Source organism: Caballeronia eucalypticola, from assembly GCF_047608185.1.
Taxonomy (GTDB): Bacteria; Pseudomonadota; Gammaproteobacteria; order Burkholderiales; family Burkholderiaceae; genus Caballeronia.
Genome location: NZ_JBLKRU010000008.1, coordinates 77,768 through 91,353, shown reverse-complemented (window position 1 = coordinate 91,353; position 13,586 = coordinate 77,768). Strand labels below are relative to the sequence as shown.

Here is a 13,586-nt window from a genome sequence, read left to right as displayed (position 1 = left end):
GTAGAAAAACTACATAATCACCATCTGGAAAACCCTTAGTTTTCGCGTGAATTGGCTGAGGTATTACGGGTAGGCTTACTTTGAATGCTTATTATCGATACCGAATGAACTTTGTTGCGTGTTTTGTTTTGTAGTTTTTGTACATTCTTACGAATCAGCTATAGTCCACGCAATTCCAGCATAGGCGAGATTCCCGATGTTGCTGTCCCAGGTCGAAGCAATGCGCGAGCAATTGCGCCCCTCCGAGCGCAAGCTCGCCGATTACGTCCTTGAAGCGCCGCGCGAGGTGCTTGATCTGGTCATGACCGACTTCGCCGCGCGCGCGGGGGTAAGTCAGCCGACTATCGCGCGTTTTTGTCAGGCGCTGGGGTTTTCAGGGTTCCGCGAATTCAAGATCCGGCTGGCCCAAAGCATTGCCTCCGACGTCCCCGCGCCCGCAGTTTTCCGCGACGTTCGCGCCGATGAACCTGCGGCCGGCGTTGCAGCGAAGGTGCTGGATCGGACTATCGGCGCGTTGCTACAGGTGCGCAACAGTTTGTCATCGGATAGCGTGGCGGCCGCGATCACATTGCTGGCGGAGGCGCGGCGCATCGAGTTCTATGGCGCGGGAGGGTCGGGAATTGCAGCGCTCGATATCCAGCACAAGTTCTTCCGTCTTGGTGTGCCGAGCGTGGCGTATTCCGATCCGCATACGTACACCACATCGGCAACGTTGTTGGCTGCCGGGGACGTGGTGGTGGTGATTTCGAACACGGGCCGGACACGCGACATTCTCGAGGCGGTGAAATCGGCGCTGCATGGCGGTGCAAAGGTGATCGCGATTACACATGGCAATTCGCCGCTCGCACGCATGGCGAGCGTAGGCCTGTTCGCGAACGTAGACGAAGACACGGATATCTTTTCGCCGATGACATCGCGCGTTTCGCACCTCGCGATCGGCGACATTCTGGCAGTGGGTGTGGCGCTGGCGCGTGGACCCGAGTTTGCAGAGAGATTGGCTGAAGCGAAGGGTGTGCTTGATCGACGACGAGTAGAAAAATAATCAGGGTTGGCATTCGGGCTGCCGTCCAACGCTGATCCAGGAACTGACCTCGTGGTTGAGGCGATCAGGCCTGCAGCAGGCGAAAAAAAGCGGGTTCTTCCCAAGAAGAATCCGCTTTTAGTTTAATTCAGCTTAAAAACTGACAAGACCAACCTTCCGAAAAACCCGGCTTTGACGAACCGGGCTCCCCTCAGGTCAGACTTCGATTACCACCGGTACGAAGCAGCAGCACCGACCGTTGTACCGCTGCCGACCAACCGGCACCCACGCGGACCTTGATGTTTTGCGTGATACAAGCCGCACCGCAAATGGCCGTTGCTGCATAGCCTTGGAACGTACCACCCCCAATACCGATCGACAGCGTCTTGTTCGCGTCGACGTCCGGGATCATGGCCAGCGCAGTGGCTGCCGCAATACCGCTGTAAGCCTTACGAGCAATACCGCCCATCGCCGAGTTCATCTGGTTCAGGTTGACAGCGTCCGTACCCTGCGCACCGGCTGCAACGTTCGTGATCTGGCGTTGCTGGTCACCGGAACCGACCGAACGCTGTTGTCACGATCAGCAACCAAGTTCGCACCCAGCGCCACTGCGTTGTTGGCCGGAGCCTAAGCACCGTTGCCAATAGCGACCGAGTCCGTACCCGATGCGCCCGCGCCGCGACCAATCACCACTACACCCGAACCCGTGCCGGTTGCTCCGCCGCCGCCAATCACAATTGCGTGATCGCCAGAAGCCGAAGCGCCGTCACCCGGGGCGATTGCGTCGTTGCCAGTTGCCGAAGCAGCTGCTGGCGACGTACCGTTGGTGCCGTTCGTACCATTCGTACCATTGATGCCGATGCTGCTGGAACCCATGGTAGAGAAGTTCTTCACCGACGTTTCGAGTGCCGAGACATTGGCGTTCGTGGTGTTCAACTGGTCGCCGGTTACTGCGTCCGTGCTGCCTGCTTCCACTGCGCCAGCCGTCAGTTTCGTCAGCAACGTGGTACAAGTGCCGTTCGAGCCGGTCAGCGTGAGCTTGTCATGCGTCGACGAGTCATACGCCACTTCGTTCGGATTTGCTACACCGTTCGTCGTGATGTTGTTCACTTGCGTCTGCAGGGTCGTCAGGTTCGTCGTGTTGGTGGTTAAGCGGCCGTCAACATGGGTGATTGCATCACCCATGTTGTGAACCGTGTTACCGCCAACGCTAAACGAAGGCTGCGTGATCGAACCGTCGGCGTTCAGAGCTGCACCGCCGCAGATCGCCGTTGCGAGAGCGGAAGCAGTCTTGAACAGTTGCGAACCATTGATTGCGTCGTAGCTCGACTCACTCACGTTTCCAGCGTCTACGCCCGTAACCACGCGCTTCGTGCCATTCAGACCCGACACGTCGACTGTGTTACCCGTTGCCGTTGCACCCACCGTGATCGCGCCGGTCGTTGCATTCTGAAGCACCAGACCCTGACCCGAGGTCGCGTTCATATCCGCAATCTGGATCTGGGCCGTAGTCAAGCCGGTATCCAGTGCAGTCACGCGGAACCAACGTTGTTCTGGCTACCCTTCTGGACTGTGTACGTCGGTGCGGTGAAGACACCGGCTGCACTGACGCCTGCTCCGCCACCCAATGCTGCTGCCATCGGCTGCAACTGACTAACGTTGACTGCCGAAGTAAGCGTCGTACCTGCTGCAACACCCGTCAATTCACGAGCGGTGCCACCAGTAGCAGCGAAGTTCACATGGCTGCCTCCAACCTTGTTCGCCACCAGGATGTCCTGGCTCGTTGCATCTTGCGTGACCAAGCCCGTACCGGCATTGCTCGAATTGGCAATAGCGACGTTAGCGTCAGTCAAGCCCGTACCAACGATGTCATGCTTCACCAACCGTGTGCTTGTCAGCCTTCTGGATGGTGTACGTCGGGCCAGTCACAGCACCGGTCGTTGCATCAACCTTTGCACCGCCGCCGAGCGCGTCGACTACCGGCTTCAGTTGAGCAAGGTTCACCGCTGAGGTAGCCGTCGTACCTGCTGCCACGTTGATCAGTTCACGAGCCGCATTCGCGCCATTTGTGAAGTTGACATGGTTACCGGTTGACGTCTTCGCAACCATGATGTCGTTGCTGGGGACGTCTTGAGTAACGAGATTCAGACCGCCGTCTCCGCCGCCGCCGTCTTTGATAGACTGCTTCATCTGGCTAACGTTGACCGCGTCCGTGTCAGCAATACCCTGAGCCACGTTCACGATCTTGCGCTCTTTACCCTTGGAACCAACAGAGATCGCATTGTTCTGCGAACCATCGCTGCCTGAACCCAGCACAACGCTGTTCGTGCCCGTTACCTCGGCAATGTTGTTACCCACTACGAAGGTGTTCGCGCAGGTTGCTGTCGTTCCATTACCCAGCAAGAACGAGCCGTCAGCCGTGCTCGTAACTGCTGCTTCCTTACCGATCGCAACGTTTCCCACACCGCCTGAGTATGCGCTCGATCCGATCGCAACCGCATCTTGACTATCGCCAACAGAGGAATAGCCGATCGACAGAGCATTCAAGCCGGTCACGCTGGCATTCACGCCAATCGCGGTGGCGCCTATGCCGTTCGAAATTGCACCGTTACCGATTGCAACAGCGTCCTGCGCGGTCGCAAGCGCGTTCTACCCAATTGCGACAGCCCTCACGTCGGTAGCATGTGTATTGAGGCCAATCGCCATTGCATCAGTACCTTCGGCAATGGTCGTCCCTGCTTTGTCCGTGTTACCGGTTGCAAGAACGTCGGTCCAGTTTGATATTGGTGCGGCTGCCACTGTTGGGTGCGGGTGCGCCGGCGCGGATATCATTCCGGCCGATAGGCTTCAAGAGCATGGCAAAACCGGTGTAGTTCGCCTTCAGCTGGCTCACGCCGATAGCCACCACTTTCGAGCCTGCTTCCGGCAACACGACGAGATAAGCCGCTTCCATCTCGATTTGGGCAGGTTGGTCGCCTTCCTTGATCTCCGCAGCCGGCTTGATGAGCTTGACGTCGTTCGGCGAACGGCCGATCAGGATGCAACCGCCGTGATCCTTTCGAAACAGCACGACGGGCAGCAACATGGGCGAGACTTCATTCGGCTGGCGTTCGATAACGCCGACTGAGAAGCCGGACTGCTCCATAGCAAGTTGCGCCTGCTTCGGTGAATGAATCGTCCCGCAGGCAGACCTGACAGCATGGACGCTTCGCTGGTCGGCTTGCCATGATAGGCAGCCATCCAGACGAGGCTTTGCAGCAAGGCGTCGTCGCCGTTCGGTTGCATGGGCGTTATCGCGCCCGGTACTTCATTTTTCATGGCTTTTGACTTTTGAGCGTCCGGGCGGAAGGCGTGAGCCCTCGGACCGGCCAGGGTGAGCGTCGCCATGAAACAACGCGGAACGATTCGTCGCGGGAAGCATTTATTGCAGCGGATGCATTATCTGCACGGGCTCTTACGCGGAAAATCGGAAGCGTCTTAAATACAAATCGAGAAAGGAATCCGTAATTGCTGCTGCGCACTGGTTTAATGCGATGAGTTGATTCTCGGCGTCAGAGGCTCGGAGAACCATGAGAAACGTCCGAATTAAACGGATGCCGGACATCGCAAATAGAGATGCTTTTGCGCAGCGGAATCAAGGGCTTACGCAGGGGAATTCGAGCAGCGGCGGGGGTTGCAACGGAAGTCACGGCCGGACAGGCGCTGGCGCCGTTGCCCGGTTTTTCGGTTATTGCAAGATACTGAGTTGGTGTGTAGCGGACTGATAGCGACTGTCATGCCGATCTACTTCATAAGAAAGAGCCGCATGCGTGCGCCATGATCGAGTTGCGCTCATACAATTTCGGATCTCGAAGTCCCGGAGGACCTCAGGAATCGCCGATCTGAGCGATGTGCATTAAGCTGCGAGGGCGGCTTAACCAGAAAACACATTCATGCCCACGTCACCGTTTTTGCTGGAAGTCTGTGCAGGTTCTGTCATCTCATGCATCGCCGCGCAAGAAGGCGGCGCTGACCGCGTCGAGTTTTGCGACAACTTGCTGGAAGGCGGCACCACGCCTTCTTATGGATCTGTATCGAGCGCACGTGATAAGTTGTCCATACAGTTGAACGTGATCATCCGTCCACGCGGTGGCGACTTTCTTTACACGGACGTGGAATTTGACGTGATGGAGCGCGACATCATTGCCTGCAAGAGACTCGGTGTGGAGGGTGTCGTGATCGGGCTGCTGACGGCGGACGGTGATATCGATGTGCCCCGTACCAAGCATCTCGTTGAACTGGCTGCGCCCATGCCGGTCACGTTCCATCGCGCATTCGACGTCGCGCGCGATCCGCTCAAAGCGCTTGAAGACATCACCGCTACAGGTTGCACTCGCCTTCTCACTTCGGGCCAGGAAGCCAACGCGCTGGAAGGCGCACTCCTGATCAGCAAACTGCGTGAGGCTGCGGGCAAGCGGCTCACCGTCATGCCCGGTGCCGGCGTGCGGCTTAACAATATTGCGCAATTGATCGATGAAACGGGCTGCGTCGAATATCACACGTCGGGTCGGGCGCCGTTCGCCAGCGGCATGCGCTACCGAAATGAACGCGTCAAGATGGGGGGACCGGGACAGGACGAATACGCGATCGTCGAGACATCGGCGGATCTGGTGAAACAGATCATCGCTCGAGCGAACGAGAGCTGGGATAGACCCGAGCACCTTGGATAAGACCGCACAGATCACGCACTTGAGGCAGACGGAGCGGCCGAAAAGCAAAACGCCGGCACGTTGGCCGGCGTTTCTTTTACTGCAACATGCTTGCTGCTTAAAACGGTTTGACTACAACTAAAAGCGTCGCACCGAGCAGCCCAAGCACCGGCAATTCGTTAAACATTCGGTACCACTTATCAGAGCGCGTGTTCTCGCCGCGCTGAAAACGACGCAACAAAACACCGCAATACGCGTGGTACAGAATGATCAGCACCACAATGCCGAGCTTCGCGTGCATCCAGCCCTGCCCTTGCCCGATACCCACAACCAGCAACAGCCATAAACCACAAGCCAGCGCCGGCACCGCGATAAACGTCATGAAGCGGAACAGCTTGCGTGCCATGAGGAGCAAACGAGCGGTCGCTGCGGGCTCGGTTTCCATCGCGAGATTGACGAAGATACGCGGCAGGTAGAACAGGCCCGCAAACCACGAGGCCACTAATACTATATGCAGCGATTTGATCCAGAGCATTGGAATGGCGGTCTCGCTTATTGTCGTCGTTTGTTAGCGTCGTTTATTCGCGTCGTTTATTCGCGGATTTCGCCGTGACCGAGCACGACGTATTTCAGCGATGTCAAACCGTCCAGCCCAACCGGTCCGCGCGCGTGCAGCTTGTCGTTCGAAATGCCGATCTCCGCGCCAAGGCCGAATTCGAAGCCATCGGCGAAACGCGTCGATGCGTTGACCATCACGCTCGCCGAATCCACTTCGCGAAGGAAGCGCATGGCGCGGTCGTGGTCTTCGGTGACAATGGCGTCGGTGTGATTCGAGCTATACGTGTTGATGTGCTCGATGGCTTCGTCCAGGTCGCTCACCAGTTTGATAGCCAGGATGGGCGCGAGATATTCGGTGCTCCAGTCGGCTTGAGTCGCGTCGTTGAGCGGGCCGTCGTATTTCGCTTGCTGCAACACGGCGCGCGCGGCGGGGTCGACGCGCAATTCCACGTCTTTCACCTTGAACGCGCTGGCGAGCAAGGGCAGCGCTTCTGCCGCAATGCTCTTCGCGATCAACAGCGTTTCCATCGTGTTGCACGTTCCGTAACGATGCGTTTTCGCGTTATCGCAGACGTTGAGCGCCTTGTTCAGATCCGCTCGGTCGTCCACGTAGACATGGCAGATGCCGTCCAGATGTTTGATCATCGGCACGCGCGCTTCGGCCATCAATCGTTCGATCAGTCCCTTGCCGCCGCGCGGCACGATCACATCGACGTACTCGGTCATGGTGATCAGCCTGCCCACCGCCGCACGATCGGCAGTCGCGACAACTTGCACAGCTTCCTGCGGCAAACCGGCAGCTTCAAGGCCTTCACCGATCAACCGTGCCAACGCCGTATTGCATTCCAGCGCCTCGGAACCGCCGCGCAGGATGGTCGCGTTGCCCGACTTCAGGCACAAAGCGGCGGCATCGATAGTCACGTTCGGCCGCGATTCATAAATGATCCCGATCACGCCGAGCGGCACGCGCATCTGGCCGACCTGAATCCCGCTGGGCCGAAACTTCAGGCCGCTGATTTCACCAATCGGGTCAGGCAGCGCGGCCACTTGCCGCAAGCCTTCGATCATCGTATTGAGTGCTTTCTCCGACAACGTCAGGCGGTCGATAAACGCAGCGTCGTGGCCTTTATCGCGAGCGCGGGCAAGATCGCGCGCGTTGGCGTCTTTCAATGCCGCGCGCTCGCGTTCGATCGCGTTCGCCACCGCTTCGAGCGCGGCGTTCTTCGCGGCCGTCGATGCACGCGCCATCGCGCGCGAGGCCCGGCGCGCACGGCGGCCGAGTTCGGTCATGTATTCGTCGATGTCAGTCATCGTCATTCTCTTGGTTTCGTTCGACGCTGCGGTGTAGAGCAGATTTTGGCGTGGAGCGCCGAAATAGGTCGATTTTATGCCGGAGTCAGGCTGGGCGCTTTGACGGCGGTGCGAGCGGCACGCTGCGTTGCAGCGGGCTGCTCGACGACGCGACGGTCATCGCGAGCTCGAACATGCCGTCCCACGGGTCGGGCGGCGGATCGCCCGGGTTCGCACTGCCTCGCGGACCGGTACCGCCTGACAGGCCCTTGACCTGCCGATCCAGCTTCGCCGCCAGCGACAGCGCCTTTTCCAGCGTCGCTTCCGTCACACGCGTGAGAGCAGGGCCGATCAGCCGTTCGCGTGGTCCCCAGACGCGGTTCTCGCGCAGTAGCGTGGTGAGCGGCTTGCCGGCCGCGACGCCGCGTTTCATTCGCAGCAGCGTGCGTATTTCTTCGACCAGCGCCCAGATCACGAGCGTTCCAGCTTCGCCCTCGCCTTTCAGGCCGTCGAGCATGCGCGTGAGGCGCGCGACATCGCCGGTGAGCATGGCTTCATTGAGCTTGAATACGTCATAACGCGCGACGTTCAGTACGGCTTCGTGAATCTGTTCGAACGTCAGCACGCCCGCCGGATAGAGCAAACCCAGCTTCAGGATTTCCTGATGCGCGGCGAGCAGATTGCCCTCCACCCGTTCCGCGATAAACACCAGCGCCCGCCGTCCATCCTCGCCCGGCTCGACGCGCTGGTTTTGGGCGTTCAAGCGCTGGCCGAGCCACATGGGCAACTGCGCGCGCTCGACCGGATCGATCTTCATCATCACGCCCGGGCCGCTCAGCGCCGTGAACCACGCGGACTTCTGCGTGGCGGCGTCGAGCCGCGGCAAGGTGACGAGCATGAGGACATCGGGGTTATCGGCGGCGGCCAGGGTTTTCAGCGCCTCGCCACCTTCCTTGCCGGGCTTGCCCGTAGGAATGCGCAACTCGACCAGTTGACGGTCGCCGAAGAGCGACATCGATTGGCTTGCGCCCAATAGCGAACTCCAATCGAAGTAACGGTCGACCACAAACACCGAGCGATCCGTGAAACCCTTCGCCCGGGCACTCGCGCGAATCTTGTCGCACGCTTCCTGCGCGAGCAGATGCTCATCGCCATAGACGACGTACAAGCCTTTCGGCCCTTTCGCGAGATGCGCGTCGAGCGCGTCGAGCTTCAACTGCATTGTTCAGGCACCCGGGGTTACAGCGGCGGTACAGGCAAAGGCGCACGCGGCGCAATGCCAGGCGCTGCTTCATTCGGCGAAGGATGCAGCGAACGCACCACCGCAAGCCGGCGCGTCAACTGGTCCACGGCATCGAACTGCATGTCGCGATACAGCGTCTGCGCTTCAATACCCTTCGCCAGCGTGAACTGATCGCTATAGGTCAGCGCACGGTTCAGTGAAATCACGCTGGGTGGAATCAGCAAGGTTCCGTCGGCGCCAACCATCGAGTAACTCAGGTTGTAGTCGAGTTCATACTCCTGCACGACACCTTGTGCATTCAGGCTCAAGGTCTTCATGCCGTTGCCGCCGGTCAGCGAAAGGATCGCGTCGGGTTTTTCCGATACCTTGACGATCACCGTGTCGCTGCCGCCTTCCACCACGCGCTGGAGGCGCCCCAGCATTTCCGGCGTGCCGCCGCTAATGGCGAGCCGCTTGAACGCGTAGTCCTGCTGCCCGCGCAACTGGAAGCCGCATGCCGACAGCAGCGCCGCGCTGCATGCCAGCGTCAGGATCGAGCGACGGCGGATTGCGCGCTTGGTCTTCGCTTGGCTTTGGATCTGGGTCGAACTCAAGCTGACAGCTTTCCTGCTCACAACGTCCTCCAGGATTTTCACAGTGCGCGATGTCCGGTTCATACGACCACGTTCACCAACCGGCCCGGCACCACGACGACCTTCTTCGGCGCGCGCCCTTCCGAAAACTTCTCGAACATCTCGTGCGCGACCGCCACTTTTTCGATGTCCTCGCGGGACGCGTCCTTCGGCATGGTCAGCGATCCACGCACCTTGCCGTTGACCTGCAGCACGAGCTCAATTTCAGCCTGTTCGAGCGCGCTTTCGTCCACTTTCGGCCAGGACGCGTCGAGCAAACCGCCGTAGAGATTGGCGTAACCAAGTTCCTGCCACAATTGGAACGTGATGTGCGGCACGACCGGGTACAGCACGCGCAGCAACACACCGAAGGTCTCGGTGAGAACGGCGGGCGTCGCGTCCTTGGCAGCATCGACAGCGTTCAGCATCTTCATGGCCGCCGATACTACCGTGTTGTACTGCAAGCGGCCGTAGTCGAAATCGGCTTGCTTCAGGATGGTGTAGATCTCGCGGCGCAGCGTGCGGTCCGAGTCGTTCAGCTTCGATGTATCCAGCTTCGCGTGCGTTTTCAGCGTGTCCGCACGGCCATGCGCGAGTTGCCACACGCGACGCAAGAAGCGGCTTGCGCCTTCCACGCCCGTGCCCGACCATTCGAGCGATTGCTCGGGCGGAGCGGCGAACATCACGAAGAGACGCGCCGTGTCCGCGCCGTAGGCATCGATCAGCAATTGCGGATCAACACCGTTGTTCTTCGACTTCGACATCTTCTCCACGCCGCCAATCACCACCAGCTTGCCGTCGGCGTTCAGCACCGCGCCGACCGGTCGGCCTTTGTCGTCGTGCGTGACGGTCACGTCGGACGGGTTGATCCACGTCTTCTTGCCCGCCGCGTCTTCGCGGAAATAGGTTTCGTTGAGCACCATGCCCTGCGTAAGCAGGTTCTTCGCCGGTTCGCCGAACTTCACCAAACCCAAGTCGCGCATGACCTTCGTCCAGAAGCGGGAATACAAGAGGTGAAGAATCGCGTGCTCGATCCCGCCGATGTACTGATCCATCGGCATCCAGTAATCGGTGCGTTCGTCGACCATTGAGGTCGCGTCCGGCGCGGCATAACGCGAGAAATACCAGGCCGAATCGACAAACGTGTCCATGGTGTCCGTTTCGCGCTTGGCCGGCGCGCCGCACTTCGGGCACGTGCAATTCACGAACGCTTCAGACTTCGCGAGCGGATTGCCCGTGCCGTCCGGCACGAGGTCTTCCGGCAACACGACCGGCAAATCGGCTTCGGGCACCGGCACGTCGCCACATGTGGCGCAGTGGATGATCGGGATCGGCGTGCCCCAGTAGCGCTGGCGCGAAATGCCCCAGTCGCGCAGACGCCAAGTGATTTTTTTATCGCCGAGATCGAGCGCCTTCAGGTCCGCGGCGATCGCGTTGGTCGCGTCTACGAATGTGAGACCGTCGTACTTGCCGCTATTGACGAGCGTGCCCGTGCCCTTCTCGGCGTACCACTCTTCCCACGCGTCGGTGCTGTAGGTCTTGCCTTCAACGGCAACCACTTGCTTGATCGGCAGCGCGTATTTCTTCGCGAACGCGAAGTCGCGTTCGTCGTGGGCCGGCACGCCCATCACGGCGCCTTCGCCGTAACTCATCAGCACGTAGTTGCCGATCCACACTTCGACCTTTTCCTGCGTCAGCGGATGCGTGACGAAAAAGCCCGTGGGCATGCCCTTCTTTTCCATCGTTGCGACGTCGGCTTCAGCCACGCCGCCGCGCTTGCATTCTTCGATAAACGCTTGCAACGCAGCGTTATCGCGAGCAAGGCGCGTTGCCAGCGGATGTTCGGCGGCAACGGCAGCGAACGTCACGCCCATGATGGTGTCGGCGCGCGTGGTGAACACGCGCAGCAATTTGCTTTCTCCGTCGATCTCGTACGGGAAGCCGAAATTCACGCCGAAGCTCTTGCCGATCCAGTTCTGCTGCATGACCTTCACGCGCTCGGGCCAGCCGAGGCCTTCCAGGTCGCCGAGCAACTGATCCGCGTAGTCCGTGATGCGCATGTAGTACATCGGGATCTCGCGCTTTTCCACCAGCGCACCCGAACGCCAGCCGCGCCCGTCGATCACCTGCTCGTTCGCGAGCACGGTCTGATCTTCCGGATCCCAGTTCACCGTCCCGGTCTTTTTATACGCGATGCCCTTTTCCAGCATCTTCAGGAACAGCCACTGGTTCCACTTGTAGTACTCGGGCTTGCACGACGCAATTTCCCGCGACCAGTCGATAGCGAGGCCCATCGACTGCATCTGCTTCTTCATGTAGTCGATGTTGTCGTAAGTCCACTTCGCCGGCGGCACGTTGTTCGCCATCGCGGCGTTTTCCGCCGGCATGCCGAACGCGTCCCAGCCCATGGGCATCAGCACGTTATGCCCGTTCATGCGCAGGAACCGGTACATCACGTCGTTGATCGTGTAGTTGCGCACGTGCCCCATGTGCAGCTTGCCCGACGGGTACGGCAGCATGGACACGCAGTAAAACTTGGGCTTGTCGCTGGTTTCGGTCGACCGGTAGACATCTTTCGCGCGCCAGTCGCTTTGCGCTGCGGATTCGACGTCGGCGGGTACGTATTTATCTTGCATGGTGGTTTTTGGCTTTCTTCGGCTAGTGCGGGCGTTCAGCGTTCGCCGGACCTGGCGCTCATGATCGCGTTCAGAGGTTTGGGGCCCGGCGGACGTGAAAACCGGGCAAAGCGTGATTATACCGGCTGTGATGGGTGGGCGACGCCGGGTGCCCTTGAGGCGCCAGCGATTTGAAACGACGCCTGTGGTGTTCGAACGCTTGCACGGCTCCACCCGTTTTTTGCCGACTGGCGAATCGGCCTCGCCACAGCAAACTATCCCGCCGTTTCGCTCTCGGCTGCAAATCGCTTCGCTTCGTCACGATAACCGTTCGTGCGCCACGTCAGCACGAAATCGAAACGCACTGTGTTCACGGCGGGGATTGACGTACGGGATCAGTCAGAACGATTGTTGGTCGTACTGGCACACACGACCGATGAACGGGAAACGATTCAAATGACCGCTTTTGCTATACATTCGCTCGCCATTTCGCGTGCGAGCGATGAAGTCCGCAGATCGAATATGCTCTCGCAAACCATTAAAAACGCAATGCGGACACTATCGATAGTATTCACGGCGCTTGCCGCAGCGCCTGCACAGGCGGACCTCGGTTGCAACGGGCTTGGTCTCGGCAATACGATTGATGCGGGCGGGATTTCGATCCCCATGGGCGCCACGTCAGGCCAGACCGTGCTCACGTTGCCGCCGAGCACCTTTCAGGCGCAGTGCCTTCTCACGAAAGGGCAGACGTCGGGGATCACCATTTCCACTCTGACTACGACCACAACGCCAGCGCCGGGATTCGACGACGTTTATCCGACCAGCGTGCCAGGTCTGGGCGTCCGGTACACATTCAACGGCGACAAGACATGCGACGCGCAGAACCTGACGATGAAGAATGGCAAGATCGCCATCTCGTATCTTGTCTCCGGCATCCCGGACTCGGCTGTGTGGCTCTATTCGGACATGACGGTTACACCTAGTCTTGTGGTAACAGGCGCGGTGAAGGGCGGCGCGTCCGTGCTGTCGAGCGCGCCAATCGTAAAATTCACGATCAAGGATGCCGGCGGTTCGTGGCCAAAAGCAGATCTATACGGAAGCACCGCAACGGGCACGCTTATGACCGCCGCCTGTTCGGTGCAGACGCCGGGCATTGCAATCACGCTCCCAACCGTTGCCACACGTTCGTTGGCGAGCGTGGGAGTAATTGCAGGCAGGCAGGCGTTCAACTTGAGCTTCGCCTGCGCGGCGGGTGCTCAGGTGTCCATTGTGATTACGGATGCCGTCGATCCGTCGAATCGATCCAACGTGCTCAAGCTCGCGGCGGAGTCGACAGCGAAGGGGGTTGGGGTCCAGGTATTGAAGGCGGGGCACACACCGGTTCTGTTCGGTCCGGACGCAATCGGCCAGAACGTGGAGAACCAATGGTTGATCGGTGCATCGCCGAATGGATTGCTCGAATTACCGCTGTCGGCACAATATATTCGCACCGGCGATCTGGCAGCGGGTTCCATCAAGGCTCTGGCCACCTTCACCATGTCGTATCAGTAGGCTTGCAAC

General features: G+C 59.4%; 14 protein-coding genes and 1 pseudogene. 3 read left to right on the top strand and 12 right to left on the bottom strand.

Going from position 1 to position 13,586, the window contains the following annotated elements; all coding sequences use genetic code 11:
* Window positions 1-196: 196 nt before the first annotated feature.
* Complete coding sequence (locus tag ACMX25_RS11955) at window positions 197-1,042, top strand: MurR/RpiR family transcriptional regulator (RefSeq protein WP_414950100.1); 846 nt, start codon at window positions 197-199, stop codon at window positions 1,040-1,042.
* 190 nt (window positions 1,043-1,232) lie between these two features.
* Here the strand turns inward: ACMX25_RS11955 and ACMX25_RS11950 are convergent, their stop codons facing one another.
* From ACMX25_RS11950 to ACMX25_RS11920, 7 genes and pseudogenes are all read right to left on the bottom strand, one after another.
* A complete protein-coding gene (locus tag ACMX25_RS11950; protein ID WP_414950099.1) occupies window positions 1,233-1,502 on the bottom strand; it encodes a YadA C-terminal domain-containing protein in 270 nt (89 codons plus the stop codon).
* A 6-nt stretch (window positions 1,503-1,508) separates the two neighbouring features.
* Window positions 1,509-1,556: pseudogene (locus ACMX25_RS11945) on the bottom strand (hypothetical protein); the annotation flags it as partial.
* A 92-nt stretch (window positions 1,557-1,648) separates the two neighbouring features.
* The gene (locus ACMX25_RS11940; protein ID WP_414950097.1) at window positions 1,649-2,536 is read right to left on the bottom strand and encodes a hypothetical protein; all 888 of its coding nucleotides are present in this window, start codon (window positions 2,534-2,536) and stop codon (window positions 1,649-1,651) included.
* A gap of 17 nt (window positions 2,537-2,553) precedes the next feature.
* Window positions 2,554-2,901: a hypothetical protein gene (locus ACMX25_RS11935; RefSeq protein ID WP_414950095.1), complete on the bottom strand. Its 348-nt coding sequence runs from the start codon at window positions 2,899-2,901 to the stop codon at window positions 2,554-2,556.
* Window positions 2,891-3,589, bottom strand: coding sequence for a hypothetical protein (locus ACMX25_RS11930; RefSeq protein WP_414950093.1), 699 nt, complete (start codon window positions 3,587-3,589; stop codon window positions 2,891-2,893). The genes ACMX25_RS11935 and ACMX25_RS11930 overlap by 11 nt, the downstream gene beginning before the upstream one ends.
* Before the next feature lie 81 nt (window positions 3,590-3,670).
* Window positions 3,671-3,853 carry a hypothetical protein gene (locus ACMX25_RS11925; protein WP_414950091.1) on the bottom strand — a complete coding sequence of 61 codons (183 nt, stop codon included), beginning with the start codon at window positions 3,851-3,853 and terminating at the stop codon, window positions 3,671-3,673.
* A complete protein-coding gene (locus tag ACMX25_RS11920; protein WP_414950089.1) occupies window positions 3,771-4,166 on the bottom strand; it encodes a cysteine peptidase family C39 domain-containing protein in 396 nt (131 codons plus the stop codon). Before ACMX25_RS11920 ends, ACMX25_RS11925 begins: the two co-directional genes overlap by 83 nt.
* A gap of 787 nt (window positions 4,167-4,953) precedes the next feature.
* Here ACMX25_RS11920 and ACMX25_RS11915 point away from each other — a divergent pair.
* A complete protein-coding gene (locus tag ACMX25_RS11915; RefSeq protein WP_414950087.1) occupies window positions 4,954-5,730 on the top strand; it encodes a copper homeostasis protein CutC in 777 nt (258 codons plus the stop codon).
* 97 nt (window positions 5,731-5,827) lie between these two features.
* On the opposite strand, the gene ACMX25_RS11910 is transcribed toward ACMX25_RS11915, so the two are convergent.
* The 5 genes from ACMX25_RS11910 to leuS all read right to left on the bottom strand — a co-directional run bounded on the left by ACMX25_RS11910 (window position 5,828) and on the right by leuS (window position 12,047).
* On the bottom strand, window positions 5,828-6,244 hold the full coding sequence (locus ACMX25_RS11910; protein WP_414950085.1) for a CopD family protein: 417 nt from the start codon (window positions 6,242-6,244) through the stop codon (window positions 5,828-5,830).
* A 56-nt stretch (window positions 6,245-6,300) separates the two neighbouring features.
* Entirely contained in the window at window positions 6,301-7,578 is a 1,278-nt protein-coding gene (locus ACMX25_RS11905; RefSeq protein WP_414950083.1) for a glutamate-5-semialdehyde dehydrogenase, read from the bottom strand.
* 85 nt (window positions 7,579-7,663) lie between these two features.
* On the bottom strand, window positions 7,664-8,779 hold the full coding sequence (gene holA / locus ACMX25_RS11900; protein WP_414950081.1) for a DNA polymerase III subunit delta: 1,116 nt from the start codon (window positions 8,777-8,779) through the stop codon (window positions 7,664-7,666).
* Window positions 8,780-8,796: 17 nt separating this feature from the next.
* Window positions 8,797-9,348: an LPS-assembly lipoprotein LptE gene (locus tag ACMX25_RS11895; RefSeq protein ID WP_414950290.1), complete on the bottom strand. Its 552-nt coding sequence runs from the start codon at window positions 9,346-9,348 to the stop codon at window positions 8,797-8,799.
* A 104-nt stretch (window positions 9,349-9,452) separates the two neighbouring features.
* Window positions 9,453-12,047, bottom strand: coding sequence for a leucine--tRNA ligase (gene leuS / locus ACMX25_RS11890; protein ID WP_414950079.1), 2,595 nt, complete (start codon window positions 12,045-12,047; stop codon window positions 9,453-9,455).
* A gap of 435 nt (window positions 12,048-12,482) precedes the next feature.
* On the opposite strand from leuS, the gene ACMX25_RS11885 reads away from it, so the two are divergent.
* Entirely contained in the window at window positions 12,483-13,577 is a 1,095-nt protein-coding gene (locus ACMX25_RS11885; RefSeq protein ID WP_414950077.1) for a fimbrial protein, read from the top strand.
* Window positions 13,578-13,586: the final 9 nt, after the last annotated feature.